At 40.5% G+C, this 25130-nt stretch carries 24 protein-coding genes; 17 read left to right on the top strand and 7 right to left on the bottom strand.

What is annotated here, in order from left to right; genetic code table 11:
* Positions 1-4: 4 nt before the first annotated feature.
* The 5 genes from murG to ftsZ all read left to right on the top strand — a co-directional run bounded on the left by murG (position 5) and on the right by ftsZ (position 6326).
* Complete coding sequence (gene murG, locus KZP23_RS01460; RefSeq protein WP_226336461.1) at positions 5-1114, top strand: undecaprenyldiphospho-muramoylpentapeptide beta-N-acetylglucosaminyltransferase; 1110 nt, start codon at positions 5-7, stop codon at positions 1112-1114.
* Entirely contained in the window at positions 1111-2508 is a 1398-nt protein-coding gene (murC, locus tag KZP23_RS01455; RefSeq protein WP_226334384.1) for a UDP-N-acetylmuramate--L-alanine ligase, read from the top strand. The genes murG and murC overlap by 4 nt, the downstream gene beginning before the upstream one ends.
* Positions 2499-3263 (top strand): cell division protein FtsQ/DivIB, encoded by a 765-nt coding sequence (locus KZP23_RS01450; protein ID WP_226334383.1) that lies wholly within the window; start codon positions 2499-2501, stop codon positions 3261-3263. Before murC ends, KZP23_RS01450 begins: the two co-directional genes overlap by 10 nt.
* 11 nt (positions 3264-3274) lie before the next feature.
* Entirely contained in the window at positions 3275-4588 is a 1314-nt protein-coding gene (gene ftsA, locus KZP23_RS01445; RefSeq protein ID WP_226334382.1) for a cell division protein FtsA, read from the top strand.
* 82 nt (positions 4589-4670) lie between these two features.
* Entirely contained in the window at positions 4671-6326 is a 1656-nt protein-coding gene (gene ftsZ / locus KZP23_RS01440; protein WP_226334381.1) for a cell division protein FtsZ, read from the top strand.
* Here ftsZ and KZP23_RS01435 read toward each other — a convergent pair whose 3' ends face one another.
* Entirely contained in the window at positions 6327-6851 is a 525-nt protein-coding gene (locus KZP23_RS01435) for an NADPH-dependent FMN reductase (protein ID WP_226334380.1), read from the bottom strand.
* Between the two features lie 118 nt (positions 6852-6969).
* Here KZP23_RS01435 and KZP23_RS01430 point away from each other — a divergent pair, with 118 nt between their 5' ends.
* Both KZP23_RS01430 and KZP23_RS01425 read left to right on the top strand, forming a co-directional pair.
* Positions 6970-7806 carry a purine-nucleoside phosphorylase gene (locus tag KZP23_RS01430; protein ID WP_226334379.1) on the top strand — a complete coding sequence of 279 codons (837 nt, stop codon included), beginning with the start codon at positions 6970-6972 and terminating at the stop codon, positions 7804-7806.
* An 86-nt stretch (positions 7807-7892) separates the two neighbouring features.
* Complete coding sequence (locus KZP23_RS01425) at positions 7893-8564, top strand: FAD-binding oxidoreductase (RefSeq protein WP_226334378.1); 672 nt, start codon at positions 7893-7895, stop codon at positions 8562-8564.
* A 70-nt stretch (positions 8565-8634) separates the two neighbouring features.
* Here KZP23_RS01425 and KZP23_RS01420 read toward each other — a convergent pair whose 3' ends face one another.
* The gene (locus tag KZP23_RS01420; RefSeq protein ID WP_226336460.1) at positions 8635-9930 is read right to left on the bottom strand and encodes an amidohydrolase; all 1296 of its coding nucleotides are present in this window, start codon (positions 9928-9930) and stop codon (positions 8635-8637) included.
* 159 nt (positions 9931-10089) lie between these two features.
* On the opposite strand from KZP23_RS01420, the gene KZP23_RS01415 reads away from it, so the two are divergent.
* From KZP23_RS01415 to dnaN, 5 genes are all read left to right on the top strand, one after another.
* Positions 10090-10788: an SDR family oxidoreductase gene (locus KZP23_RS01415; RefSeq protein WP_226334377.1), complete on the top strand. Its 699-nt coding sequence runs from the start codon at positions 10090-10092 to the stop codon at positions 10786-10788.
* Between the two features lies 1 nt (position 10789).
* The gene (gldA, locus tag KZP23_RS01410; protein WP_226334376.1) at positions 10790-11707 is read left to right on the top strand and encodes a gliding motility-associated ABC transporter ATP-binding subunit GldA; all 918 of its coding nucleotides are present in this window, start codon (positions 10790-10792) and stop codon (positions 11705-11707) included.
* Complete coding sequence (gene gldF / locus KZP23_RS01405; RefSeq protein WP_226334375.1) at positions 11704-12426, top strand: gliding motility-associated ABC transporter permease subunit GldF; 723 nt, start codon at positions 11704-11706, stop codon at positions 12424-12426. The genes gldA and gldF overlap by 4 nt, the downstream gene beginning before the upstream one ends.
* 26 nt (positions 12427-12452) lie before the next feature.
* Positions 12453-14132, top strand: coding sequence for a gliding motility-associated ABC transporter substrate-binding protein GldG (gldG, locus tag KZP23_RS01400; protein WP_226334374.1), 1680 nt, complete (start codon positions 12453-12455; stop codon positions 14130-14132).
* Between the two features lie 226 nt (positions 14133-14358).
* The gene (dnaN, locus tag KZP23_RS01395) at positions 14359-15483 is read left to right on the top strand and encodes a DNA polymerase III subunit beta (protein ID WP_226334373.1); all 1125 of its coding nucleotides are present in this window, start codon (positions 14359-14361) and stop codon (positions 15481-15483) included.
* 71 nt (positions 15484-15554) lie between these two features.
* On the opposite strand, the gene KZP23_RS01390 is transcribed toward dnaN, so the two are convergent.
* Entirely contained in the window at positions 15555-16397 is an 843-nt protein-coding gene (locus KZP23_RS01390; protein WP_226334372.1) for a hypothetical protein, read from the bottom strand.
* Between the two features lie 367 nt (positions 16398-16764).
* On the opposite strand from KZP23_RS01390, the gene KZP23_RS01385 reads away from it, so the two are divergent.
* Positions 16765-17583, top strand: coding sequence for a hypothetical protein (locus KZP23_RS01385; protein ID WP_226334371.1), 819 nt, complete (start codon positions 16765-16767; stop codon positions 17581-17583).
* A 72-nt stretch (positions 17584-17655) separates the two neighbouring features.
* On the opposite strand, the gene murA is transcribed toward KZP23_RS01385, so the two are convergent.
* The 4 genes from murA to KZP23_RS01365 form a co-directional block, all read right to left on the bottom strand.
* Positions 17656-18963: a UDP-N-acetylglucosamine 1-carboxyvinyltransferase gene (murA, locus tag KZP23_RS01380; protein ID WP_226334370.1), complete on the bottom strand. Its 1308-nt coding sequence runs from the start codon at positions 18961-18963 to the stop codon at positions 17656-17658.
* Positions 18963-19631, bottom strand: coding sequence for a DUF4290 domain-containing protein (locus KZP23_RS01375; RefSeq protein ID WP_226334369.1), 669 nt, complete (start codon positions 19629-19631; stop codon positions 18963-18965). Before KZP23_RS01375 ends, murA begins: the two co-directional genes overlap by 1 nt.
* 119 nt (positions 19632-19750) lie before the next feature.
* The gene (locus tag KZP23_RS01370; protein WP_226334368.1) at positions 19751-22018 is read right to left on the bottom strand and encodes an ATP-dependent helicase; all 2268 of its coding nucleotides are present in this window, start codon (positions 22016-22018) and stop codon (positions 19751-19753) included.
* Positions 22019-22083: 65 nt separating this feature from the next.
* Complete coding sequence (locus KZP23_RS01365; RefSeq protein ID WP_226334367.1) at positions 22084-22923, bottom strand: lysophospholipid acyltransferase family protein; 840 nt, start codon at positions 22921-22923, stop codon at positions 22084-22086.
* Positions 22924-23058: 135 nt separating this feature from the next.
* Here KZP23_RS01365 and KZP23_RS01360 point away from each other — a divergent pair, with 135 nt between their 5' ends.
* From KZP23_RS01360 to nadD, 4 genes are read left to right on the top strand one after another with little or no spacing between them, the layout of a single operon-like run.
* Complete coding sequence (locus tag KZP23_RS01360; protein ID WP_186754439.1) at positions 23059-23649, top strand: sigma-70 family RNA polymerase sigma factor; 591 nt, start codon at positions 23059-23061, stop codon at positions 23647-23649.
* Between the two features lie 30 nt (positions 23650-23679).
* The gene (locus KZP23_RS01355; protein WP_226334366.1) at positions 23680-23952 is read left to right on the top strand and encodes an anti-sigma factor; all 273 of its coding nucleotides are present in this window, start codon (positions 23680-23682) and stop codon (positions 23950-23952) included.
* 12 nt (positions 23953-23964) lie between these two features.
* Complete coding sequence (gmk, locus tag KZP23_RS01350; protein ID WP_226334365.1) at positions 23965-24534, top strand: guanylate kinase; 570 nt, start codon at positions 23965-23967, stop codon at positions 24532-24534.
* 6 nt (positions 24535-24540) lie between these two features.
* On the top strand, positions 24541-25107 hold the full coding sequence (gene nadD / locus KZP23_RS01345; protein ID WP_226334364.1) for a nicotinate (nicotinamide) nucleotide adenylyltransferase: 567 nt from the start codon (positions 24541-24543) through the stop codon (positions 25105-25107).
* The last annotated feature ends 23 nt before the right edge of the window (positions 25108-25130 follow it).

Here is a 25130-nt window from a genome sequence, read left to right as displayed (position 1 = left end):
GCTTATCAAAGAGAAGGAGACATATCGCATCATGATCAGTGGAGGAGGCACCGGAGGACATATCTATCCGGCCATAGCCATTGCTAATGCCTGGAGTGAAAAACATCCTGACAGTGAAATCCTTTTTGTTGGGGCAGAAGGGAAAATGGAAATGCAGAAGGTTCCGGAAGCGGGATATGCAATTGAAGGTTTGCCGGTGGCAGGGCTTCAAAGAAGGTTGACCCTTGAGAACTTGAGCTTCCCCTTTAAGCTTTGGGACAGTATCAATAAAGCTAAGAAACTGATCAAGCATTTTCAACCTCATGCTGTAGTGGGTGTGGGTGGTTATGCCAGTGGACCTTTATTATATGTGGCCCAAGGCAAAGGCATTCCTACTTTGATACAGGAACAAAACTCCTATGCAGGTCTAACAAATAAGTTGTTGGCCAAAAAGGCAAAGGCCTTTTGTGTGGCCTATGATGAAATGGATAAGTTCTTTCCAGCGGATAGGATTCACTTTACAGGCAATCCTGTGAGGAAAGATATTCTAAACCTTTCAGATAAAAAGGAAAAGGCGATTGCACATTTTGGACTATATCCCGCAAAGCCGGTGATATTGGTTTTAGGTGGAAGTCTTGGTGCAAGAACCATCAATAATGCTGTTTTGGCTGCTATGGCGCATTTTGAGAAGAATGGCTATCAGCTTCTGTGGCAGACAGGGAAGTTCTATTTTGAAGAAATGGCAGGGAAGTTAAAAGAAGCTGGACTGAACAGTATCCACGCTTTGGAATTTATCAGGGAAATGGACCTGGCTTATGCTGCTGCAGATATGGTCATTTCACGGGCAGGAGCTCTCTCTGTATCAGAGCTGAGCTTGGTAGGGAAGCCGGTGATCTTTATTCCTTCTCCTAATGTGGCTGAGGATCACCAAACCAAAAATGCCCTAGCCTGCGTGAGGCAGGAGGCCGCCTTGATGCTTGGAGATGATGAAGCAGTTTCTGGCCTTGCAGGTAAGGTGGATGAAATCATGTATAATAAGTCTTTGCAAGAAAAGCTAGGACAAAACATAAAGAAAATGGGCAAGCCTGAGGCAGCCCTTGAGATAGTAAATGAATTGGAAGCATTGATCAAATGAAGTTGGATAAACTACATAGCGTGTATTTCTTAGGAATCGGAGGCATTGGCATGAGTGCCATTGCAAGATGGTTTAAACATGTCGGGATACCCGTGTTTGGTTATGACCGTACGCCATCACCTTTGACGAGGAAATTGGAAGTAGAGGGGATGATGATCACCTATGAGGACAGTTTGGATACCATTCCAGATCAGATTAAATCTGACAAGGAAAATGTATTGATCGTGTGGACACCAGCCATTCCTAAGGATAATGTGCAGTTGCAGTTTTTCCAAAGTGGAGACTATGATCTTAAAAAGCGCTCAGAGGTTTTGGGTATGATTACCCATTCCATGTATACCGTTGGGGTGGCAGGAACCCATGGTAAGACAACTACTTCTTCTATGGTGGCCCATATGCTGAAGAGTGCTGGAAAGAATATTGCAGCCTTTTTGGGAGGCTTGACCCAGAATTACGAGAGTAACCTTATTCTACATGATGAGGAAACAGAGGAAAAGCCTGTTGTAGTTGTGGAAGCTGATGAATTTGATCGTTCTTTCCTGAGGCTTCACCCCAATGTGGCGGTGGTCACCAGTGTGGACGCAGACCATTTGGATATTTATGGTGACGCTCAGGAGCTTACCAGAAATTTTGAAAAATATATCGGTTTGCTTCCTGAGGACGGTGTATTAATTATTCAAAAAAATGCCCTAAAAAAGCTGAATAGGAATGATTTTGGCAGTTTGACAGTGCTTGAGTATGGACTTGGAGAAGGAGCGATCAGGGCGGAGAATATCAAGGCAGGTATTGCTTCATTTGAGTTTGACTATATCTCTACCGAGAAGGTGATCAAGGATTTGGTATTGAAGGTGCCGGGCTTCCATAATGTGGAAAATGCCCTTTCTGCGGTAACCATTGCCCTGCATTTTGGCATTGAAGAAAAGGCCATCAGAGAGGGGTTGGAAAGTTTTCGGGGTGTCAAGAGACGCTTTGAGATAAAACGTCAAGATGATAAAGGTGTTTATATCGATGACTATGCCCATCATCCAGAAGAGATCAAAGCTTTTTTGGGATCGGTGAAGGCCATGTATCCAGAAAAGAAATTGACAGCCATATTCCAACCACACCTGTTTACCAGGACTAGGGATTTTGCTGATGGTTTTTCTGAAGCCCTATCTATAGCTGATGAAGTGATATTGTTGGATATATATCCAGCGAGAGAACTCCCAATAGAAGGAGTGAATGCAGCCATGTTAATGGATAAAATCAATTCGGCTGAAAAGTCCCTTCAAAGCAAAGAAGGCTTGATGGACTTTTTGGATCAGAAGCGGCCGGAGGTCTTGGTGACCTTGGGGGCAGGCGATATTGATAGACTAGTGGATCCAATCAATAATATGATAGCATCATGGGATTGAAGGGAGTAAAAATAAAGCAATCATTTGTCTTCACGGCCTTGTTGTTGGTCTTGTTGGTATTCATAGGCTTTGTGGAAAAGAAAGGTGCGGAGAGAAGTTACCATGGATTGTCCGTAAAGGTGAAAGGAATAAGTGATGTTTATTTTGTGGAGGAGGAAGAGATATCTTCCATGTTATTGAAAGAGTTTCCTATGCTTACAGATGGAGCGAAACTGGAGAGCATCGCTTTGAGAAACTTGGAAGAAAAGGTGGAGAGTCATCCATTTGTAAAAAATGCAGAAGTATACACTGACCTGAAAGGGGAAGTATTGGTGACAGTGGATCAATATAGGCCAATGGCGAGGATTACGAGGTCTTTGGCTGCAGATGGATATATATCTTCTGAGGGGTTGATTTTGCCAACGTCTACACATTATACCTCAAGGGTATTGATTATAAATGGGGCTATGGCAAATGAGTTGTTGGCGGCCAAAGATTTAACCAAAGAGCACCAGGGACTTTTGGATCTGATCAACTTTATAGATCAAAATGAATTTTGGAGTGCACAGATTGCTTCTTTGGAAATTGATAAAAATGGAAATATAAATATGTACCAGCAGGTGGGAAGACAGCGGATTGAGTTTGGAAAGCCTGTTGATATTGAGAGAAAATTTAAAAAAATCAATCTCTTCTATGAGGAGATTATCCCTGAAAAAGGTTGGGATGCCTATACCAGGGTAAATGTGGAATTTAAGGATCAAATCATTTGTGAATAATTGATATAGCTATGGAAACTGACAAATTAATCGTAGGACTGGACATTGGAACCACGAAAATTTGTGCCATCATTGGGCGCAAAAACGAGTTCGGAAAACTGGAAGTGCTGGGCATGGGCAAGGCAGTGTCTGATGGAGTGATCCGGGGCATTGTTACCAATATTGATAAAACCGTAAATGCGATTCAGAAAGCTGTTAATGAAGCTTCTGATATGGCGGAGGTAGATATCAGAGAGGTAATTGTCGGTATAGCCGGACAGCATATCCGCAGTTCTGTGCACCATGGTGTGATCATCCGAAATACCAAGGATGATGAAATCACCATCGAAGATGTGCGCCGTCTTTCCAATGATATGGAGAATATTGTCGTTCCTCCTGGCAATACGATTATACATGTTATGCCGCAGGATTATACGGTAGATTATGAGGATGGAATCAAGGATCCAGTGGGTATGTCAGGTGCTCGTCTAGAAGCAGATTTCCATATTATTACCGCACAGACCACAGCTATCAATAATATCAACAGATGTGTAAAAAGGGCAGAGCTTCATTCCAAAGATCTGATTCTTGAGCCCCTTGCCAGTTCGCTTTCAGTCCTCAGCGATTTGGATAAAGAGGCAGGTGTTTGTCTTGTAGATATCGGAGGAGGTACTACGGATATCGCTATATTCTATGATAATATCATCCGTCATACGGCGGTGATTCCATTTGGTGGTAACATCATTACCTCCGACATCAAGGAAGGGTGTATGGTGATGCAAAACCAAGCAGAGCTATTGAAAACCAAATTTGGCCGTGCCATAGCTGAGGAGGCCAATCCAAATGAGATCGTATCCATTCCTGGTTTAAGAAACAGGCCTCCAAAGGAAATTTCTGTAAGGAACTTGGCTTGCATTATCGAGGCTAGAATGGAGGAGATCATTGAGATGGTCCAATCTGAAATCGTAGCAAGTGGACTTTATAAGAAATTGGCTGGAGGAATTGTCCTTACAGGAGGTGGTTCACAGCTTCAGGGTGTCGGTCAATTATTTGAATATATGACTGGATTGGACACTAGGATTGGCTATCCAAATGAGCATTTGGGCAAATCTAAGATTGAAGAAGTGAAGAGCCCGATGTATGCCACCACAGTTGGTTTGGTATTGGCTGGCTTCAAAGCCTTGGACGATAGAGAGGATTATTACCGTCAGCGCCAATCTGTTCCGGTTGAGGGCAAAAACGAGCGCAGACAGATGGAAATGCCTGGTAAAGACATTTTTGGAAGTATCAGAAAAAGATTGAAGGACTTTATCACGGACGATATCGGGGACGATAGCAACTATTAATACAGATTAGAAAGATTTAGAAAGCGTAATAAAATTTAGAAATAACAGTTCACCAAAAATTGAGGAAATAATGTCAGATATCATGAAAGATTACAAATTTGATATTCCTAAAAATCACAAGTCTATCATAAAGGTGATAGGCGTGGGAGGCGGTGGTTCCAATGCAGTGAACCACATGTTCAGCCAAGGAATAAAGGATGTGGAGTTTGTGGTAGTAAATACAGACTCGCAGGCATTAAAAAGCAGTCCAGTTCCTTTAAAGCTTCAGATTGGAGCGCACCTTACAGAGGGACTTGGAGCAGGCGCTAATCCTGAGAAAGGAAGAAATGCTGCTTTGGAAAGTAAAGAAGAAATCAGAGAGTTACTTTCTGATAATACCAAAATGGTTTTCATCACTGCTGGTATGGGTGGTGGTACCGGTACAGGCGCTGCTCCAGTGATTGCTAAGATCGCAAAGGATATGGATATCCTTACAGTAGGGATTGTTACTGCGCCATTTATTTTTGAAGGTCGTAAGAAGACTGGCGCTGCCCAAAGGGGGATCGAGGATTTAAGGGCCAACTGTGATACCGTATTGGTTATTCTTAACGATAAGCTAAGAGAGGTTTATGGTAATTTGCCAATCCGTTCAGCATTTGGTAAAGCAGATAATGTTTTGAGCACTGCAGCTAAATCCATTGCGGAAATCATCACTGTTCACCAGGATGTAAACGTCGATTTCGAAGATGTTAAAACGGTAATGAAGGATGCCGGAGCTGCTGTAATGGGATCTGCTACCGAAGAAATGGAAGGCAGAGCGATCAAGGCTGCAGAGAAAGCTATCGCTTCTCCATTGTTGAACAATGTGGATATCAAGGGAGCTGAGAAGATCCTCTTGTCCATCATGTCAGGCGAGGAAGAAGAGCTTTCAATGGATGAATTGAGTGAAATCACTGAATACATCCAAGAGCGTGCAGGTGATGATGCTGAGGTGATCTTCGGTCAGGGTATCGATCCGGACTTGAAGAAATCTATCCGAGTAACCGTTATTGCTACTGGCTTTCAGGCAGGGGCATTGACAAAAGACGAGGCCGATAAAGCAAAAAAAGAGGAGCAAGAGAAAGAGGAAAATGCCAAAAAGGTAATAGACTTGGATTCTGGTAAGACTACCAAGGTAACTGAGGATACTACAGCCACAGCTGGTCAGACCTTTACCTTTACTGTTCAGCAGCCTAATCCCGTCAATAACAAGAATGAAGAGCCAAGTGCATCTTCTGCTCAACCGGCTAAACCACAAGTTCAGCCTCAGAGCCAGGTAGAAACAGAAGAGGATTATCGTCAGACAAATGCAAATTCTTCAGAAGATGAATTTGAGTTTGTACCAGCCAATCCTACTGCCGAAACTAGAAAAGTGACACCATTGTATGACGAGGAGCCTCAAGCTGAGCAGCCAAGTGCACCAAGGTATGAGGAACCAAGTCAGTCCAATGCGGCTTATACCAATGATTATTATGAGCAAATCAAGCAAAAGGCCATGCAGCGTGCGCATGAGCGCTTCGAAAGATTGAAAAATCTAAGGGCTGCCAATCAAACTCCAGAAGAATTTAAGGAGAAGCTTGATAAGCCTGCTTATTTAAGGAAAAATGTAAAACTCCAGGATGTGCAACATAGCTCAGAAACCAACATTTCCAAGTTCAATTTGAATGATGATAATGAGATTCTGGGCAATAACCGGTTTTTACATGATAATGTTGACTAACTAAAAGTTAATCAACATTTCTGCCTGGGATTTTAAAAGGTCTATGTAAAACTTGTTGGTGAGCAAGTTATTAGACATATTTTCCTCAATTTTTGCAAGTTTTGGTTTACTCGCCAAGACATGCATTCCCAGGTAGTTGAATATGTCGGTCAGGTGGCTCAATGCGATGCCACCGCCGCCTATTCCAGAGGAAAGTCCCACCAAAGCACATTTTTTGTTTCTGAAGGTATTGGGATAGGTCATGCCATCGATAAATGACTTTAATATCCCGGGAAAGGAGCCATTGTATTCAGGAACGATAAATACGAATTTGTCTCCAGTTTTTATTTGATCATGAAGTTCATTATAATCTTGGTTTCGCCCATTGTTTTCATATAAGGCAGTAAAGACAAAATCGTTTGGAAGCTTCCTTAGATCAATTAATTCAGATTTTACTCCTAGTTCCTTCAGAATTTCCTGGTACAGTAAACCTATGCTTTTTGAAAGCGCGTTTTTTCTATTGGTACCTATAATAATTTTGATCATGAATAAGTCTTAAACTTGTTAATTTGATCTTTAATATACAATATCGTGGTATATAAAGTTCTGATGTGAATTTATTAGCCTCAAAATAAGATTGTAGTTTGTCCAATTCCAAGAAAACATGAAAAAAGGAAACACCGAAGCATATATAGACCAAATTAGCCAAGCAGTAAGTTTTATCCAGGGGTCATACGCGGGGCAGCCCAAGGTCGGAGTGATTTTAGGTACTGGATTGGGACAATTGATAGATCATATTGATGTGGAAAAGTCCATTTCCTATACAGATATTCCCAACTTTCCTATTTCAACCGTTGAGACCCATGCTGGAGAGTTGATTTTCGGAAAGCTGTCTGGGGTTGAGCTTGTGATCATGAAAGGTCGTTTCCATTATTACGAAGGCTATAATATGAAGGAGGTCACCTTTCCAGTGAGGGTGATGAAACAACTTGGTATAGCGCAATTAATAGTGTCAAATGCTGCGGGAGGATTGAAACCTGATTTTAAAGTGGGTGATGTGATGATCATCAATGATCATATTGATCTATTTCCGGAGAATCCGCTGAGAGGGAGGAATTTGGATGATTTTGGTGTAAGGTTTCCTGATATGAGTGAACCTTATCATTTAGATTTAATAGATGAGGCTTTAAAGATTGCCAAAGAAAGGGGAATTAATGCCCATCAAGGCGTTTATGCCGGGGTGCAGGGACCTAACTTGGAAACCAGAGCAGAATACAAATATTTAAGAACAATAGGTGCAGATGCAGTGGGTATGAGCACGGTGCCGGAGGTGATAGTGGCCAGGCAGATGGATTTGCCAGTGTTTGCTATGTCAGCCATCACGGATTTATGTTCCCCTGGTAATATCAAGAAAATTTCCATACAAGAAGTGATTGCAGCCGCGGCCATTGCAGAACCAAAGATGACCGAAATCGTCAGGGACTTACTGTATAAAATATAAATACTTGAAAGCCTAATTCGTATCAAAATTCAAAGATGTGTCCCATCATCATTTCAAAAAGCGCAGGCTTTTTTGTAAGTTAAGGTATGGCGAACTATAGATTGAAAATTTTGGAAAAAGAGCCATTGACCCATGATGTCAACAGGTTCAAGTTGGAGAAACCGCGTGGCTTTCAGTTTAATCCAGGCCAGGCTACTGAGGTGAGTTTGTTAAAAGCAGGGTGGGAAGCAGAAAAGCGTCCTTTTACATTTACCAATTTGCCTTCAGATGATTATTTGGAATTTATCATTAAGTCCTATAAGGGACACGAAGGAGTGACCAAAAGACTTGGAAATGCTGAAGTAGGGGATGAGGTGGAAATTGGAGATGCTTGGGGAACAATCAGCTTTAAGGGCGAAGGCGTTTTTATAGCTGGAGGGGCAGGAATTACCCCTTTTATAGCTATTTTGAGGCATCTTCGAAAGAAAAATAAGATAGGGAATAGTATGCTGGTTTTTGCCAATAAGACCAATGATGATATTATCCTTTATGAAGAGTTGAAGGCTATTTTGGGGCATAAATTCATCAATATTATCTCTGATCAAAAGGATACCGCTTACGACAAAGGCTTGATCAATAAGGAATATTTGAAAAATAAAATAGGCCATTTTGATCACCAACACTTTTATGTCTGTGGTCCTGGAGGTTTTATGAAGGCCGTTATGGGTGGACTGAAAGAGTTAGGGGCTGAGCCAGATGCCTTGGTTTTTGAAAAGTAAATTTTCTTAAGCGAAACATATCAAAGAAGGCTGTCATCTAATTTGACAGCCTTCTTTGATATTAAATTTATTATTGCTGATCCATATAATCTACAGTTAAATAACTCAGGGCCCTTACTCCGAGTTTAAGACTTTCCTCATCAATGAAGAAATCGGGCGTATGGTGGGCAGCTACTTTTGTAGGATCTTTCCCTTTGGGCATTCCACCCAAAAAGATAAATAAACCAGGGACTTCTTGTTGGAAATAACTGAAATCTTCTGCTCCCGTGATAGGATCATGGTAAATGATGTTTTCTTTACCTGCAACAGTGTTTAGTGTTTGTACCATTTTCTTGGTAAGTTCTGGGTTGTTGATAGTGGCAGGGTAAATTTTGTCAATTTCAATATTGACTTGAGCAGCAGCTGCCTGTGCTGTGTGGCTCACAATCTCATGAATTCTTCTGTGTATTAGCTCCTGCTGTTCGTGGCCATAGGTCCTGATGGTTCCAAGCATTTCTACTTCTTCAGGTATGATGTTTTGGCGAAGGCCTCCATGAATACTGCCAATGGTGACAATAGCCGGGTTTTCGGTGATGTTTACATTTCTGCTGATAATGGTTTGCAGGGAATTGATGATTTGTGCAGCGGTTACAATTGGATCAATTGATGACCAAGGGTAGGCCCCATGGGCCTGTCTGCCTTTGACGGTAAGCTTGAGGTTGTCCACTGCTGCCATGGCAGGTCCTGATCGGTATTTTATTTTGCCCACTTCGGTTTGGGAATTGATGTGCAGACCAAAAACAGCATTTACATCGTCCATCACGCCTTCTTCTACCATTTGTTTGGCACCCCAGGAATCAATTCCGGGATCAAAGACACCTTCTTCTGCTGGTTGAAAGATAAATTTGACATTGCCGTGAAGTTCATCCTTCATGCCTGCCAAGACCTCTGCTACACCCATTAAAATGGCTACATGGGTGTCATGTCCACAAGCATGCATGATTCCTGTTTCCTGATCATTATATATGGTGGTCTTGGTAGACTTAAATGGTAAATCGTTTCTTTCAGTAACCGGCAAGGCATCCATATCCGCCCTCAGTGCAACAGTAGGTCCTTCATGACCACCTTTCAAAAATCCGACGACACCAGTGACCGCTACATTTTCTTTTACCTCTATCCCTATCTGTCTAAGGTGTTTTGCGACTAAGGCTGCAGTCCGGGTTTCTTGGTTGCCCAATTCTGGATGCTGATGGATGTCTCTGCGCCAATCGATCACTTTTGATTCAATCGATTTGGTGCTCTGGTCAATCTTTTGATGCAGTTGGTTTTGACCGAAGATGAAAGAGCTTATCAGTAGACAAAAAGAGGTAAGGAGGATTCTATACATGATCATATGATTGGTTTGATTAAATGTAGGAAAAAATTGAAGCTATTGAAATGAGTGGATTTAAGAACTTTTAATAAGTTTTTAGTTTGAAACTGTTTTATTCTCGAAAAAAAAGGAACAATTTGTATTCCTGTTCATATAAAGAAGTTTAAAAAACACATGGAATTATCAGGGAAAAGAGCCATAGTCACTGGCGTCAGTAGGGGGATCGGTCTGGAAGTAGTTAAATTATTGCTAGAAAAAGGTATGCATGTAGCGGGCTGGGGAAGGACCCCGCCAAGATTAGAAAATCCGAACTTTCATTTTATCAGCTGTGATGTTTCTGATGAAGTGTCCGTTGATGATGCATATAATGAAACCAAAAGAATACTGGGTGAGGATATTAGGGTTTTGGTCAATAATGCAGGGTTCGGTGTGTCAGGAAACTTGGAAGAGATGGATAGTAAGGATTGGAGAGCGATGTTTGATACCAATGTGCATGGCATTTTCTATGTGAGCAAAAGGGTGGTGCCAAATATGAAAATGCAAGATGAAGGACATATACTTAATGTGGCTTCTATTGCAGGATTAAATGGGGTGGCTAAATTTGCAGGATATTGTGGGACAAAGCATGCGGTTAGGGGAATTTCTCATGCCATGTATATGGAATTAAGGGATTTTGGAATAAAAGTTTCTACTATCTACCCAGGATCTGTTCAAACCAATTTCTTTGATGATATAGAGGGGATGAATGCCCATGAAAATATGATGCGTCCAGAAGATGTGGCCAGCACCATGGTTCAAACTTTGGAAACACATCCCAATTATTTTATAGCTGATGTGGAATGTAGGCCACTGAGGCCAAAAGGAAAAAGATAAAATGTCGCTTCAAGTAAAGCAACTCAGTAAGTTTTATAAAAAGCAGAAAGCGCTTGATCAGGTTAGTTTTGAAGCTAGGCCTGGTCAGGTGCTGGGTTTTTTGGGGCCCAATGGAGCGGGGAAATCCACTACCATGAAAATTGCAGCGGGATATATTTTGCCCGATCAAGGAGATGTATTGGTAGATGGTATTTCATCTGTAGAATGCCCCGAGCAGACAAGTCGCTTGATAGGCTATTTACCGGAGCATAATCCGCTGTACTTGGATATGTATGTCAAGGAGTTTTTGGGGTTTATGGCTGGCTTGCATCATCTTAAAGGCAAGTCAGCTAAGGATAGGATAGAAGAGGTTCTTGAATCGTGTGGTTTAATACCAGAGCAACATAAGAAGATTGGAGCCTTATCAAAAGGTTATCGACAAAGAGTAGGCTTGGCCAAGGCACTTGTCCATGACCCTAAGGTGATCATTCTCGATGAGCCTACAACGGGTTTGGACCCCAACCAGTTGGTAGAAATCAGGAAATTGATCAAAACCATCAGCAAAGATAAGACGCTAATATTGAGTACGCATATTATGCAGGAGGTCGAAGCTTTGTGCGAAAAAGTGGTGATCATTCATCAAGGTAAAGTGGTCGCTCAGGACTTACTTGTGAATTTACGGGGAGAAAAGGATAAGGCCGTTTTAGTTTTAGAAACAGATGAAAGTTTAAAGGAGGAATGGTTTATAGGATTGCCTGGTTTGGATAGAATGAAGCTGTTGGGTGAGCGTCAAATACAAATCTCCACTGATGTACCTGGGCATTTGCGAAAGGCTTTAATAGAGCTAATTCATGAAAAGGGTCTAACCCTTCTGAACTTAAACCAAGTCGAAAAAAATTTGGAAACCATTTTTCATCAACTAACCGAGAGTGACATATGATCAGTTTGGTTTATAAAGAGGTCAATGCATTTTTTAATAATATCATAGGTTATTTGATACTTACTGTATTTTTGGTGGCTTTGGGGATGGTTGTTTGGGTATTCCCGGATACCAGTGTTTTAGAGTATGGCTTTGCTGATTTGGAAGCCCTGTTTGTATATACTCCTTATATTTTTGCCTTTATGGTGCCAGCCATAACGATGAGAATGATCGCAGAGGAAAAGAAAACGGGAACTTGGGAGCTGCTGATGACTTCTCCTTTGAAACCATATCAGTTGGTGCTGGCCAAGTATTTCGCAGGTCTTTTGGTGCTTGTTTTTGGTCTATTGCCTAGTTTATTGTATTATTTCAGTATTTATCAATTGGGAGCTCCCGTAGGAAATATTGATAGTGCCGGCTTTTTTGGTTCTTTTTTCGGTATTATCATGATCGGGGCCGTTTTTACAGGGATAGGGCTTTTTAGTTCTTCCTTGACGGATAACCAGATCACAGCTTTTGTATTAGGGGTGTTTTTGTGTTTTGTATTTCATTTCGGATTTATGGGCTTGGCTAGCCTTTTGGGAAGCAGTCCATGGGTTGTTTTGATAGAGGAACTCAGCATGAGTTACCATTACGAAAACATGAGTAGGGGAGTGATAGACTCCGGGGATTTATATTTTTTTATCACCTGGATTGTCATATTGATTGTTTTTACCACGCTAATGGTCCGTAGGAAATGAGTAAGGGGAAATTGAACTTTAGCTTGATGAATAAAAAGAGGATTGCCAAGGGAGGGATCTTGGTGCTGTTGTTGATCGGTACCTTTTGGGTTTTGAACAAGTTTTTCCCTTTTAGAATAGATCTCACAGAAGAGAAAAGGTATTCTTTACATGCATCTACAAAGGAAGTACTTAAGGGCTTGAAGGATCCTTTGGTAGTGGATATGCAGCTTTATGGAGACTTGCCCGGTGGAATGCGCCGTTTCCAAAAGAATATCGAGGAAATGGTCAAGACTTTTGATGATTATAGTGAGGTATCCATTGATTTAAAAGAAACGGATCCTTTGAGCATAGCGGGAGAGCAAGAGAGAGCGGATTATATTGTTTATCTGGCAGAATTTGGGATTAATCCTACCAATCTCTATGCTTCGGAAGGAGGAGCTCAAACTTCAAGAATGATTTTTCCTGGAGTGGTGATTCGGAACGAAGAATATGAGACGGGAGGCTTATTGCTTAAAGGAGAAAAAGGGATGACGCCAGACCAAATTCTTAACCTGTCGGTGGAAAACCTGGAGTTTGAACTGATTAATATGATCAAGAAGCTTAGCAAGGAGGATATGCAAAAGGTAGCCATGATCACTAATCATGGCGAACTGCAGGATGATGAGGGATACGGTATTGTGGAAGCTTTGTCCGAGGAATATGAAGTTTATAAAGTCCCTTTGAGCCAGGCTAAAGGAGTAAAGGATCTTTTGAGCTTTGATGCGATAATAGTTGCTGGTCCCAAATCGCCCTATAAAGAGAGAGAAATTTATTTGCTTGACCAATACCTGATGCAGGGAGGTAAGTTAATGTTTTGCATTGATCCGCTTAGCGTGAACATGGAGGATGCCGGAGGAGAGGGCACAGTTGCCATTGGTTTTGATACAGGGCTTGACAGGTTATTGTTCAAATATGGTATAAGGATCAATAAGGATTTGGTTCAGGACATGAACTTTGGTTATTATCCGGTCGTAGCAGGTGAGTTTGGTGATCAGCCACAGGTGGCACCGCTGCCTTGGCCTTTTTATGTGATCGCCAATCGGATAAGCAGGCATGTCATTACCAAGGGCTTGGACCAAATGAAGTTCAGGTTTATCAGTTCTCTGGATACGGTAAAAGCTGATGGGGTTAAAAAGGTCCCCTTGGTTTTTAGTGGGAATTATAGCAGGACCCTGGATCAGCCAGTCAGGGTAGCTTTTGAGGACATGTCCAAGGAACCGGATTTAAATTTGTATAATCAAAAGCAATTGCCTCTGGCGTACTTGCTGGAGGGGCAATTTGAGTCTTTTTTTAATAATCGGTTTTTACCTGATGAATTTGAAGGTGATGCTGAATTTGTTCCATCCAGTTCAGAGGGGGCTGTGATCGTTATAGGGGATGGTGATTGGTTACAAAGCGAGCACGAGGTGGGATCAGGGGATCCTTTGCCTTTGGGATTAAGTCCTTTTACGAATAATAGCTATGCTAACAGGGCCTTTCTTCAGAATAGTTTGAAATACCTGATCGATCCTGATGGAATTATGGCTACAAGGAGCAAAGTGCTTAAGATTCGTCCATTGGATAAGAAGAAGGTAAAAGAAGAGAAGTTGAAATGGCAACTGATCAATATTGCATTGCCAGTGACCTTGATTATATTAATTGGCTTCCTTAAGGTCTATATGCGAAAAAGACGATATGGAGGGTGATCTGTGGGCTAGAAAGTCTCAAATAATAGGTGTGAAATTTTTTTCTTGAGAAATCTCCGAGCCTTACAGGCTTTTATGATTTTATTTATAAATTTACCCTGTTGAAAACCAATTGGAATAAAAAAGCTTTGGTATTTTGATTGAAAAGTTTTGGTCTATCCGATAGGATTTTGGATGATCAAGGCTTATTTCAATTAATTTCCATTAAAAACTAAATCATATTCACATGAAATTTATTGTTTCTTCTTCTGCTCTTTTGAAGCAATTATCCGGAATCAATGGGGTGGTGACCACCAATCCTGTTGTGCCGATTTTAGAAAACTTCCTTTTTGAAATCAAAGAAGGAAAGCTGACCATCACGGCATCGGACTTGCAGACATCTATGATGACCGAAATCGATGTAGAGGCCAAAGAAGATGGAAATATAGCTGTGCCAGCAAGGATTTTGATTGAAACCTTGAAAAACCTTCCAGAGCAGCCAGTAACTTTCAGTATTGACCATGATACTTATAGTGTTGAAATCAGCTCTGATAATGGTCGTTATAAATTGGCAGGTGAAAATGCTACCGATTTCCCAAAGATTCCTTCAGTAACCAATGCCACAGCTGTTGATATGTCGACTGAGGTTTTGAGCAGTGCTATAAATAATACCATTTTTGCTACAAGTAATGACGAGCTTCGTCCAGCAATGACTGGTGTATATGTGAATTTGAGCAATACCAATGCTACTTTTGTTGCTACAGACGGACACCGTCTTATCCGTTACAGAAGAGTGGATATTGCGGCTCAAGACGCAGCCAGCATTATTATCCCAAGGAAAGCACTTAATTTATTGAAGTCTACTTTGCCAGCAGAAAATGTACCTGTTACAGTAGAGTTTAACAATTCCAATGCTTATTTCAAATTTGGAAATATTCAGATGATCTGTCGATTGATCGATGAGCGTTTTCCAGATTATGAGAATGTAATTCCTGTGGATAATAATAATGATATGATCATCGATAAGGTGGAGTTTTTGAGTTCACTGAAAAGGATTGCTATTTATGCTAATAAAACTACTCACCAGGTAAGGTTGAAATTGACAGGAAGTGAGTTGCAGATTTCTGCCGAGGATCTTGATTTCTCCAACGAAGCAAATGAAAGGTTATCCTGTGAGCATGAAGGAGAGGATATCGAAATAGGTTTCAATGCCAAGTTCTTGGTGGAGATGCTCAATAATATATCTGCCAAGCAGGTGACGCTGAAGTTCAGTGCTCCGAACCGTGCGGGCTTAATCGTACCAAGTGAGAAAGGGGAAAATGAAGATATTCTGATGCTAGTGATGCCTGTAATGCTTAATAATTACGTGTAATAGCTATTAAGAAATATAAAGAACCCGGTCTGAGCATTGCTGTTTAGGCCGGGTTTTTTATTTTTGAGGGGCTATTCGGAGGTGACTTCTCCAATGTTTTCTACAAGAATATTCTTCAGCAGTTTAAAAGGGGCTTGGTCTTTTAGTGAACAAGTGATTTCCTCGCTGAGCTTGTTGATTGTGATCATATAGTCGAGTACCAGATCCTGATCATTTTTGAGTTTACAAGCCATTTCATACACCTGCTCGTTGTCGGTTTTGATGGTGTAGGTGCCACTAAGTTTGGTAATGGACTGGTCATTCTCGTTGACTTGTTCCAGCATTACCTTGTTATCACTCATGATGGTAAAAGTATGCCCAATAGGAGGTGTTTTTATTTTTTGGCCGTTGATTACCATTTCTTTCCCATCTTGGTCTTTTATCACGGATTCAGGTTGGGTGCCTACAAAACTGCCTAAATAAAGAGGGACCGTTGTCTCATTTTGTGTGAAATTAGTAGCTACTGAGTCTTCTTGACTGGCTTGGGATGCGGTAAGGGTCTCAAGTAAAGATTTGAGCTGTTGATTAATTCCTAAATTTATCTCAAGCTGATTTTGAGTTTCAAGCAGCTCTGCACTTAGACTATCCTGGATTTTTTTTAGGTCTACTACTTTGTAGTCCAAGGAATTCAAGTCTTGGATTAAGCCATCTTTTTCATAACCTAGTTTGCGCTTATCCGCTTCTAGATTTTCAACTTTTTCCTTCATTTGTGCCAACTCTGATTTAAGAGAAGCAATTTGTTGTGTATGTTGTTGATAGGCATCTTCCAGTTCCTTCTTTTTGGAGGGCATTTCTTGGCCCTGTGAAGTAGGTATCTTCACGAACATAAGTCCAATGACCAAGCATTTAAGTATAATGATTTGATATTTGCTCATCTTTAGAATTTTTTGAAAATATTATATTGTTTACTCTAATCTAAATTTGCGTAGCTGCATTTGCTCTGCTGGATATTTACAAAATCATGTAGTTCAATGATGTTTTCATGAAGATAATCAAAAAATCGTTTTTTATAATAGTCGGGGAGTCTCTTTGTTATTACTTGTAAATAGTAGAAAATACGTTTGGTTTTTTTGAGGAAGCTAACGACTGTTTTGTTTGTTATGTTAACTTAATGTTTATTTTTAATTGATTGGTTTTAAGTAGTTTAAAAAACTTAATATTAGTTTTTTGGCTGTGTTATTGTTGTAATGTTAACAAATTGTTAAATTGTTTATATTAAGTTAACATTAGAAGGGAGGAAAGTTGAAAAGGATATTGTTTATAATATTAGGATTGGTGTTAGTTGTTTCTCATGGAATGTCCCAAGAGTGGGATGGAGAGAAGTCTGTTTATGAAAATCTGAAAGAGCAATCTTATCTGATGAGCTCTTCTGAGCCTATTCAGTTATTTCAGGCCTTGCATGCTGCTGAGGAGCCAAATACGGAACGTTTTGATAAATTACTGGACAAGCTTGACTCAAAGGCCAAAAAAAAGAATTACACAGAATGGTTTCTGGGAGAGGTCTTTTATAAGGTCCATCAATATTTGTTAAAGAATTACACCAAGCATAGTAGCTTTAATCAAATGATTCAGTCAGGAGATTATGATTGTGTGAGTGGCTCCGCCCTATATGCGCTACTCTTAGAGAGATATGGTTTTTCATATGATATCATAGAAACCGATTTTCATGTTTTTGTATTAGTCAAAGATCAGGATAAAACTTATGTGCTGGAAAGTACTGAGCCAAGAGAGGGATTTATAAAAGACCAAGAAGAAGTTAAGGCATATATTGCCTCTTTTAAGCCAAAAGTAAATCCAAGGAAAAAGATAATGTCAGAATTGGCTGGTTTGTCTGCTGAAACTGAAGAAGGAAAAACGATATATTCTTCTATTTCTCTTAAAGAGCTGGCTGGTTTGCAATACTATAATGATGCAATTCATCATTTCAACCAAGGTAAGGCAGTTACAGCCGAAAAACAATTGATCAAGGCAAAGCAGATTTATCCTTCAGATAGGATAAGGTTGTTTTATGAGTATTTGTCTGAAAGAAACAACAGTGATAAGAACTTAGCAGGGAGATAACTTTGATTTTTTCAAACAAAAGGCCGAAGGTAAATTCTTCGGCCTTTTCTATTTATTCAAAATTGTTTTCCATTAATCTATTCTTACAATATCGGCACCCAGTGCATTAAGTCTTTGGTCGATGTATTGATAACCTCTATCGATTTGTTCTACATTGTCAATTACAGAAGTCCCTTCAGCAGATAAAGCAGCGATCAAGAGCGATACACCAGCTCGAATATCTGGGGATGTCATCCGAATACCTTTCAGCGGATATTTTCTATCCAAGCCAATCACTGTAGCTCTATGAGGGTCGCAAAGGATGATCTGTGCTCCCATGTCAATCAATTTATCGACAAAGAACAGGCGGCTTTCAAACATCTTTTGATGTACCAAAACGGTGCCTTTTGCTTGCGTAGCTGTAACTAGTACAATACTCAGGAGATCAGGAGTAAACCCGGGCCAAATAGCATCTGCTACTGTCAGAATGGAACCATCGATAAAGGTTTCTATCTCGTAATGCTTTTGTGCTGGAATATGGATGTCGTCACCTCTGAACTCCAGCTTGATGCCCATTCGTTTAAAGGTGTCAGGGATAATCCCTAGTCTATGGATTTGGGCATTTTTAATGGTGATTTCTGATTGGGTCATGGCAGCCAGGCCAATAAAAGATCCAATTTCAATCATATCAGGAAGAAGGGTGTGTTCGGTGCCGCCTAGTTCTTTTACACCTTCGATATGTAAAAGGTTAGAGCCAACACCTGTGATTTTAGCTCCCATACGGTTAAGCATATCACATAATTGTTGAAGGTAAGGCTCGCAGGCAGCATTATAGATACTCGTTTTTCCTTCAGCCATGACAGCAGCCATAAGGATATTGGCGGTTCCGGTTACGGAAGCCTCATCCAATAGCATATAAGCTCCTTGAAGCTTTTTGCCGTCTATATTATATATTTCCTGTTTGTCGTCATAGTGGAATTTGGCGCCTAGCTTTTGGAAGCCTACGAAGTGGGTGTCTAGTCTCCTACGTCCGATTTTGTCTCCTCCCGGCTTGGAAATCTTGCCTTTTCCGAACCTGGCCAATAGTGGGCCTAGAATCATTACAGAACCCCTTAGGGCCGATGCCTTGGTAAGGAACTTTGCAGAGTCCAAGTAATCTAGGTCTACATTTGCCGCATTGAATTGGTAACTTTCCGGTCCAACTTTATCGACTTTTACCCCCATGTCTGCCAATAGCTCTATGAGTTTATTGACATCCCTGATATTTGGGATTTTGTGGATGGTGATGTCTTCTTTGGTTAAAAGAACGGCGCAAAGAATTTGGAGTGCTTCGTTTTTAGCACCTTGAGGGGTGATTTCGCCTTTGAGTTTTAATCCCCCTTTTACTCGGAATGAAGACATTAATTTCTGCGTTTTTTGTAGTTGCCCCCGTTGTTTCTTCTTTTGTTGTTTCTGCGACCACCGCCATTATTGCTGGGATGCTCGTTTGATTGGGAAGGTGTTTTAAAGTCCCTTCTGGTGTTGGTTTCAAAAAGGGAGTTCTCTTTGACCTTTTCGAGGTCTATATGAAGTTTGCCTTTTGATAAGGTTTTGATATCATCAATGATAATGCCATCGTCAAAGTTTTCCCTGTTCCAGGTAGAATGAAAGCTTCTCATCAGCTGACCAATATAAATGATGGCGGTTTCTTGGTCTTCATCGTTTTCTATTTCGATGGCCTTTTCGATCAGCTTTTCAATGTTCCTTCCGTAATGTTTGAATTTGACTTCTCCTTCAGGGTAGCCCACTACCTGTGGCTTTTTGCCTAATAATTCCTTTTCCGGCATTGGGAATGGACTGTCTACATCCAATTTAAAATCTGACATGATAAACAGGTCGTCCCAAAGTTTTTGGTCGTTTTCAGTTTTTAGCTGTGGGTTTAGCTGTTTCATCAATTCTACCAAAGTATAGGACTGTTCTGTACGTTTGGCCTTATCAGGAACGGTGGTGATGTAATCCACCAGTTTCTGAATGTTTTTTCCGTATTCTTTCAAAATTACTGAGTGTTTATGCTTTTCTGTTTCTTTCATATTTTTCCCCAGTTTAATTAACGATTGTTTCAAGTTACGAAAAAATGTCGTTACAAGGGGAAAAGGGAATAGGTTACCTGGAAGATTTTTCTTGGGGTATTCATATAAGTTCCTCTCTTCTAGGATTCCACAATTCGAAGCTTAGCAAAGCTAAGTAATAAAGTTTTATCTCCAAAATTGTCGAAGCCTATAGTGGCTTTTTTATTCATACCTTCCACTTCTACTTTTAAAACCTTGCCATAACCGAACTTGGGATGCTCAACTTTCATGCCTGAGGCCAAATTGTTGGTATTGGATGGTTTGAAGTCAGGACTTGGTGTATGGATTTTAGCGGTAGTATTGGCCCTGACCGTGGGGCGTGGTTTTATACCGATAAATCCGGATTTACCTTCACTGTTGCTTGCTGCTTGGTCCCTGAAGGAATGGCCCATTTGCATTCCCTTTCTTTTGGTGACCTTCATACAATTTGGGTCAACCTCTTCAAGAAAACGGCTGGGTTCGCAGTTTAACAATCTTCCGAATCTATAACGGGTGATGGCATAACTTAAGTATAACTTTTCCATGGCCCTGGTAGAGGCGACATAGAATAGCCTTCTTTCTTCTTCCAGGTCCTCTCTGCTTTGCATCATCATTTGGGAAGGGAACAGGTCCTCTTCCATTCCTACCACAAAAACCTGACGGAATTCCAATCCCTTGGAAGAGTGAATGGTCATCAAGGTTACTGCATCGGTATCATCCTTGTCTCTGTCATTATCCGTAAGCAAGGCAATTTCCTGTAAAAAGGCACCAAGGCTTTTGTCTTCATTGTCTTTGTTGTCAACATATTCCTTGATGGCATTGAGCAATTCCTGTACGTTTTCGTACCTGTTTAGTCCCTCTATGGTTTTGTCTTCATAGAGTTCTCTTAGTAGGCCAGATTGTTTTGCAATGGAGGAAGCAGCTTCATAAGCGTCTTTTCGTTCGCATTCCATCCGGAAGCTTTTGATCATTGTGGCAAAGTCTGATACGGAGTTGGCCGCCCTGCCGCCTAAGAAGGAATTGGAATTGTCCACCACCTGCCATAGAGGGATGTCGTGCTCATATGCAGCAACCAGCATTTTTTCCACACTGCTGGCACCTATGCCTCTTTTAGGATAATTGATGATGCGTTTGAAAGCTTCTTCATCATCAAGATTGACCACATAGCGAAGGTAAGCCATTAAGTCCTTGATTTCCTTTCTTTGGTAGAATGAAAGACCACCTACAATCTTGTAGGTGATATTCATTTTTCTCAAAGCCTCCTCTATCGCCCTTGATTGGGAATTGGTTCTATAGAGAATGGCGAAATCACTGTTTTGAAGCTTTTTATTGTTCTTCTCCTCGAAGATAGTGGAAGCCACCATTCTACCTTCTTCATTGTCCGAGGCAGATTTTATAAGTTCTATAAGGTCTCCACTATTATTTTGGGTCCAGACATTTTTCTTTAATTGCGCTTTGTTTTTGGCAATGATGGAATTGGCCGCTTCAACAATATTCTTCGTTGATCTATAGTTTTGCTCTAGTTTTACTACTTCCAGATCAGGGTAGTCTTTTTCGAAATTCAGGATATTTTGAATATCCGCACCCCGGAAAGCATAAATACTTTGGGCGTCATCACCTACCACGCAAATATTTTGGTGTACTGCAGCCAGTTTTTTGGTGATCAGGTACTGGGATAAATTGGTGTCCTGAAACTCATCTACGAGAACATATCTGAATCTTTGCTGGTATTTGTTGAGCACATCAGGATGATCGCGGAAAAGTACATTGGTGTTAAATAATAGATCATCAAAATCCATTGCAGAGGATTTGAACAATCTTTTTTGATAGGCCCTATAGATTTCGCCCATTCTGGGCTTCATGGCCGTTTCATCGTCTGCTTTGATATAGGGGTCGTTAAGGTAGTTTTCCCAAGAGATTAACCGGTTTTTCGCCCCTGAAATCCTTGATAATACAGTATTAGGCTTGTAGACCTTATCGTCTAGTTTCATTTCCTTGACAATGGTTTTGATCAAGGATTTACTATCGTCAGTATCGTAAATGGTGAAGTTGGAGGGGAAGCCCAATTTTTCGGATTCTACCCTTAGGATTTTTGCGAAGATGGAGTGAAAGGTCCCCATCCATGTGTTTCTGGCTTCCAGCCCAATAAGCTTTTCTATCCTGTTTCTCATCTCACTGGCGGCCTTATTGGTAAAAGTCAGTGAGAGAATCTGGAAGGGATCCACTCCTTTGGCGTGTATCAAGTGGGCAATCCTGTAGGTGAGTACCCTGGTTTTGCCCGAGCCTGCACCCGCAATGATCATCAATGGTCCTTCTGTATGTTCTACGGCTTGTCTCTGTGGGGGATTTAATCCTTCTAAATAATCCATGCTTCTAACCTCCTATAAGCTTCAAAGTTAATGTATATAAATGGAAAAACGGAAGCAAATGGGGATCACTTGCTGTTTTTCCATCTATTGTGTGACCATAAGTACAGCGCTGGTTCTTCACGGATGTTTTTTTCGGTCAGTTCAATGAATTTTTCAGTGATGCTGTGCTCTTTCGTGTCATGTGGTGGTTCGGTTACAAAGTGGTAGGTGAATTTATAATGGCCACGTTTGACTTTATGGACTTCCGAAAATATCACCGTAAGATCAAATTTTTTGGCCATTTTCTCTGCACCTTCAAAAAAACCTGTTTTACGGTTCATGAAATAAGTATGGTAGCGCTGATCTTCTCTGTTGGGTCTTTGGTCGGCTGCTAGTCCTATCAGTCGGGGATGGTGTCTATGTTTTATGAAGTGCCTTTGAAACTTGCTTTTTTCCACCAAGTAACCTCCAAATCTACTTCTAATGGTTCGCATCAGTTTTTCGAAGAAAGGGTTGCTGACTTTTTGATAGACGATTTCAATTCTTTCATCCACCAATGCCCTAACGGCAAGGGGATGTCCTTCCCAGTTAAAAAAATGGGCAGTCAAGCCCACTATTACTTGCTCCCTTGCTAAAAGCCCCCTGAGCAGGTCCATGTTTTCAAGTTGGAATCTTTTTTCTATTTCTGCTTTGCCCATGGTCATCAGTTTGATGGTTTCTGCAAAAGAATCCGTCAAATTGCGATAAAATTCACGTATGATTATATTTCGTTCTTGTGGACTTTTTTCAGGAAAGGCATGAAGTAAGTTTTCCCTGACCACTTTTTTTCTATATCCTATCAGGTAATATGCAATGATGAAGAAGGTGTCTGATATAAGGTATAAAAACCAAAGAGGGAGATAAGAAATTAAGCGGAATGCAAACATTAAGTGCTGTGTTACGTTAAACTCGTCCTATTGAAAGGTGAAAGGCGTGGTTTTGGGAACTCAAAATAAATCAAATCAAGCGAATTCTTTCAAAAAATTAGTGATAAATTAAGTCAATGATTATTTTTGAAGCTTATGTCTGAGGTACAGAAGAAAAAATATTCCGATAAAGAAAAGAATAATATATTCGATCATGAGTTTATGCCCCACATTGACTCGATGTATAATTTTGCCTTCAGGCTGACTTTTGACGAGGATGATGCCAAGGATTTGGTACAAGATACTTACTTGAAAGCCTATCGTTTTATAAACTCCTTCGAACAGGGCACTAATGCGAAAGCTTGGTTGTTTAGGATTTTGAAGAACAGTTTTATCAATGAGTACAGGAAAAAGAGTAAGCAGCCGTCAAAGGTAGATTATCAGGAGGTTGAAACTTATTATAACTCTGATAGTGTTGATTATAATATTACCTCAGATCTTAGGATAGATGCGGTAAAGGATATGCTGGGGGATGAAATCTCCAATGCGCTCAATAGTTTGGCTGTGGATTTCAGAACGGTCATCATTTTATGTGACCTTGAGGGCTTTACTTATGAGGAAATGGCCAAGATTTTGGACATTCCCATCGGTACGGTGAGATCAAGATTACACAGGGCAAGGAACTTATTGAAGGAGAAATTGCATTCTTATGCTAAGAATATGGGGTATGATACTGAGGAAGAGTGATTTGAGTTTGAAAGTGAAAAAAAAAGGAACATGGAGAAAAAATTAGACTCGTCCGGAGAAAAGAAACTTAAGTGCGGTGATGTAAGCAAGTGCTTCCAGCTTTTGGAAAGTATACTTGATGGAGAGGACAAGGATGCCTCTAAGGAGGTTTTAAAAGAAAAACTCTCAAAATGCCAGCCTTGTTTTGAGCATTATCACCTTGAGCAAGCCATTCGTGAAGTACTTAAAAACAAGTGTACAAAACAGTCTGTACCTGGAGAATTGGCAAATAGTATCCGTCAAAAAATAGAAGATATCAAATAAGCGATCACCACCATGTCTTTTGGAAAAGCTTTTATTTTTTCGGCACCTTCGGGTTCTGGAAAAACGACTATAGTCCATCACCTTCTTTCTAATCATGATAACTTGGATTTTTCTATATCAGCTTGTACTAGGGATAAGCGAGGAAAAGAAGTGGATGGCAAAGATTATTATTTTTTAAGTCTGGATGATTTCAAGAAAAAAATAGGAGAGGATGCCTTTATAGAATGGGAAGAAGTCTATGAAGGCAATTTCTATGGTACTTTAAAATCTGAAATGCAAAGAATCTGGGATAGTGGCAAGCATGTGGTTTTCGATGTGGATGTAAAGGGAGGCCTGAAAATCAAGGAGTATTTTGGTAACCGTGCCTTGGCTGTTTTTGTGAAAGTGCCTTCTCTGGAGGTTTTGGCTGAAAGATTAAAAGACAGAGGAACTGAATCACCCGAAAACCTCGAAAAGAGAATTAATAAGGCCAAATATGAAATGTCTTTTCAGGATAAGTTTGATGCTGTTTTGGTGAATGATGATATGGAAAAATCATTTGAAAAAGCGGCAAAACTGGTCGATGAATTCATTGGTAAATAGAAGAAATTGAAGGTAGGTTTATTTTTCGGTTCGTTTAATCCCATTCATATCGGTCATTTGATCATCGCCAATATCATGCAAGACAGGACTGACTTGGATGAAGTTTGGTTTGTGGTTTCTCCCCAAAATCCTTTTAAAAAGAGAAAGGCTTTATTACATGAGTTTGATAGGCTGAGAATGGTGGAGCTGGCCATTGAAGGAAAATTCCATTTCAGGGCAAATGATGTGGAATTTCATATGCCCAAGCCCAGTTATACCATTGATACCCTAACCTATCTTTCTGAAAAACATCCACAGAATGAATTTAAGCTGATAATAGGTGGGGATAACCTGACGCATTTCCATAAATGGAAAAATGCCGAGCAAATTTTGGAAAACTATGGCCTTTATGTATATCCAAGGCCTGGAGAATCTGTGGATTATGATCATCCCCAAGTCCGTTTTGTAGAAGCTCCTTTGATCGATATTTCTGCGACTTTTATTAGGAAATCTGTGGAGGAGGGGAAATCAGTTACCTATCTTTTACCGCCTTTAGTAGAAGATTATATAAGAGGCAAAAAATTCTTTCAATGAATATAAATAAGGCCTGATAATAT

The organism is Echinicola marina, assembly GCF_020463795.1.
Taxonomy (GTDB): domain Bacteria; phylum Bacteroidota; class Bacteroidia; order Cytophagales; family Cyclobacteriaceae; genus Echinicola; species Echinicola marina.
Note: the sequence above shows the minus strand (reverse complement) of the source record. Positions and strands in the feature narration are given on the sequence as shown.